General features: G+C 72.1%; 3 protein-coding genes. All 3 read right to left on the reverse strand.

The features are described 5' to 3' along the window. Positions 1 to 935: pyruvate kinase (locus ACFQ36_RS21835; protein ID WP_377017513.1), on the reverse strand; the 935-nt coding region annotated here is incomplete at its 3' end. 20 nt (positions 936 to 955) lie between these two features. Continuing rightward, entirely contained in the window at positions 956 to 1660 is a 705-nt protein-coding gene (locus ACFQ36_RS21840; RefSeq protein WP_377017515.1) for a potassium channel family protein, read from the reverse strand. Next, the gene (locus ACFQ36_RS21845; protein ID WP_377017517.1) at positions 1653 to 3023 is read right to left on the reverse strand and encodes a TrkH family potassium uptake protein; all 1371 of its coding nucleotides are present in this window, start codon (positions 3021 to 3023) and stop codon (positions 1653 to 1655) included. Before ACFQ36_RS21845 ends, ACFQ36_RS21840 begins: the two co-directional genes overlap by 8 nt. Between the last annotated feature and the right edge of the window lie 76 nt (positions 3024 to 3099).

Consider the following 3099-nt stretch of genomic DNA (forward strand, 5'->3'; position numbering starts at 1 on the left):
CCGGTGCCGGCCGGGCCGGCGGACAGGGCCAGGCCCGGCACGAAATACACGGTGCGGTCCGAGGAGACCAGGCACCCGCCGCCGCCGCTCCGCAGCACCTGCAGCTTCCGGCGGGAACCGCGGGCGTCCACCAGCCGGATCGTCTCGCCCGCCTGCCGGCGGCCGGCCCAGTCCGGGTCCAGCAGCGGGATGACCGGCACGGCAGCGGTCCGGTCGTCGGTCTCCGGACGGCGGCCGAGCCAGAGCAGCGCCGGTTCGAGGACGGTGCCGACGGCGTCGCGGCGCGGCTTGGCCTTGAGCACCTGGGGGCCGGGTGCGATCGGGCCGGTGCGCAGCTTGGGGCCGGCCAGGTCCATCATCACCGGGCAGCGGGTGCGCAGCGCGGCCTCGGCCGGCCGGATGTTCGCGATCATCGCCGCCCACTGCTCCGGTGCGTCGTGGGCGCAGTTGATCCGCGCGAGGTCCATTCCGCTGGCGAGCATGTCCTGCACCAGGGCCGGGTCGGCGGCGGCCTCGCCGGGGAAGGTGACCATGATCCGGGTGCCGCGCCCTTCCGGCTTGGCGCCCAGCAGCGCATCCGCGTTCCCGGCCAGCAGTTCGGCCCCGTCCGGCACGCGCGCGGACGGCGGCTCCTGGGCATCCGGCCCGGCCAGCCGGGTGAGCGTGCGCAGCAGCGCATCGACGCCGGCCAGGACCCGGGATTCGGTCCGGCCCAGCGAGGTCAGCCCGTACCGGGACAGCCGCACCTGCAGATCGCGGATATCGTGCCGGCGCAGCTCCACGTAGTGGACCAGGTTGGCGGCGCTGTAGCGGTGCCGGGGCCGCACCGCGGCAATTTCCCCGGCCTGCCCGGCTTCGGCCTCGAGCAGGTCCTCGCGGAGCCGGCGCACATCCGCCAGCAGCGCGTGCAGTTCCTGCCCGTCGGCGGTAGTCATCCTGCGCCCCTTCCCCGGCCCTACTCCACCGGCAGCTGGCTGAAGCTCTCGGCCTGGGCGCGGGGGCCGGCGACGATGATCTCGTCGTCGCCGTACAGCACGGTCTGGGCCGTGGTGTGCTCCCACTTGCCGCCCCGGCGCTTGACCGCCACCACGGTGACCCCGAAGGTGTCCCGGATGCCGAGCACGCCCAGCGGCCGGTTCTGCGCCACGGCCGGCGGGCTGGTGCGGGTCATCACATAGTCGTCCTCGAACTCCACATAGTCCAGCAGCGTGCCGCGGACCAGGTGGGCCACGCGCCGGCCCATGTCGTGTTCGGGCCGGATCACGTGGTGCACGCCCAGCTGTTCCAGGATCTCGGCGTGCGGCTCGCTGATGGCCTTGGCCCAGATTTCGGGACGCTTGAATTTGAGCAGCCGCGAGGTGGTCAGGATGCTGGCCTCCACGTCGGTGCCGATGCCGACGACGACCCGGTCGAACTCGGGCAGGGACAGCTGGCGCAGGACCTCCTCCTTGGTGGAGTCCGCGCGCACCACGTGGGTGAGCCGGCCGGTGTAGCCCTGCACGTTCTCCTCGTCCAGGTCGATGCCGAGCACCTCGGTGCCCGCGGCTTCCAGCTCCAGCGCCAGGGAGCCGCCGAAGCGGCCCAGGCCGATGACGGCGACGGCGTCCGCCTCGGCCCGTTTGCCGGTGCCACGGGGGGCAAAATATCCGATCCTAGCCAATGAGGGGCCTTTCCTTGGGGAATTCGAACAGGATGGGGCGCTGTCGCAGCGCCAGCGCGGAGGCCAGGGTGACCGGGCCCAGCCGGCCGACGAACATCAGCAGCACCAGCACCAGCTGCCCGGCCGGCCCCAGCTGGCCGGTGATGCCGGTGGTCAGGCCCACGGTGGCGAAGGCGGAGACGGACTCGAACAGCAGCCGGTCCAGCCCGAACCGCCCTTCGATCAGCATCAGCACCATCGTCGAGGCCACCACCAGGCCGACGGCGAGCAGCACCACCGTGATCGCCTCGCGGTGCACCGAGCGGGAGAGCCTCCGGTTGAAGACATTGACCACCTGCTCGCCGCGGATTTCGGCGCGCATGATGAAGAAGAGCACCGCGAAGGTGGTGATCTTCAGCCCGCCCGCGGTGCCCGCGGAGCCGCCGCCGATGAACATCAGGATGTCCATGAACAGCCAGGTGGCCGGGTGCATCTGTCCGATGTCCACGCTGTTGAAGCCGGCGGTGCGGGTGACGGTGGACTGGAAGAACCCGGCCAGCACCTTCTGCCCCGGCGGCAGCGGCCCGAGCGAGCCGGGCTGGTTCCACTCCAGGGCGGTGATGAATACGGTGCCGGCGGCCAGCAGGACCAGGGTGCCGGAGAGCACCAGCTTGGTGGTGATGGTCCAGTGCTGCGGGGTCCGGTAGTGCCTGCGCAGCTCGAAGAGCACCGGGAAACCGATGCCGCCGATGATGATGCCCGCGGCGATCGGCAGGCAGATCCAGGGGTCGCCGGCGAAGCGGATCAGGTTGTCCGAGAACAGGGCGAAGCCCGCGTTGTTGAAAGCGGAGACGGCGTGGAAGACCCCGTGCCAGAGCCCGTCCCCGAAGGAATAGCCGTAGCCGGCCATGAAGCGGGCGGTGAGCACCGCCGCCACCGCCGCCTCGGTGGCCAGGCCGACCTTCAGCACCCCCAGCAGCACCGCCCGCAGGTCCCCGAAACCGACGGCGCGGGTCTCGGCCGCCGTCGAGATCCGCGAGCGCAGGCCCAGCCGGCGCGCCAGCAGGATGCCCAGCAGGGTGCCGAAGGACATCACGCCGAAGCCGCCGACCTGGATCAGCACCATGATCACCGTGTGGCCGAAGGGGGTCCAGAAATGCTCCACGTCCACGGTGCTCAGCCCGGTCACGCAGACCGCCGAGGTGGCGGTGAACAGGGCCTCGAGCAGGGAGGCGCCCCCGGGGCCCTGCTTGGCCGCCGGAAGCATCAGGACGGCAGTACCCGCGGCGATGGCTCCGGCGAACCCCAGGACGATGACCTGGGCCGGATGGGCGGGGGCAATCCGCCGCCAGGCAGCCGCCGTGCGCGGGCCGTTCAGGCGCATAGGCGTTAACCTACACCGGCGGGGCGGCCGGCGGTGAAACGCACGCCGGCACCGGGCCGCGGCCGGGGCCGCGGCC

The sequence above is a fragment of the Arthrobacter sp. GCM10027362 genome (genome assembly GCF_042679445.1).
GTDB lineage: Bacteria > Actinomycetota > Actinomycetes > Actinomycetales > Micrococcaceae > Crystallibacter.

Coding starts and splice junctions, on each gene's coding strand:
- ACFQ36_RS21845 (WP_377017517.1), bottom strand. CDS start 3,023: ATGCGCCTGAACGGCCCGCGCACGGCGGCTGCCTGGCGGCGGATTGCC.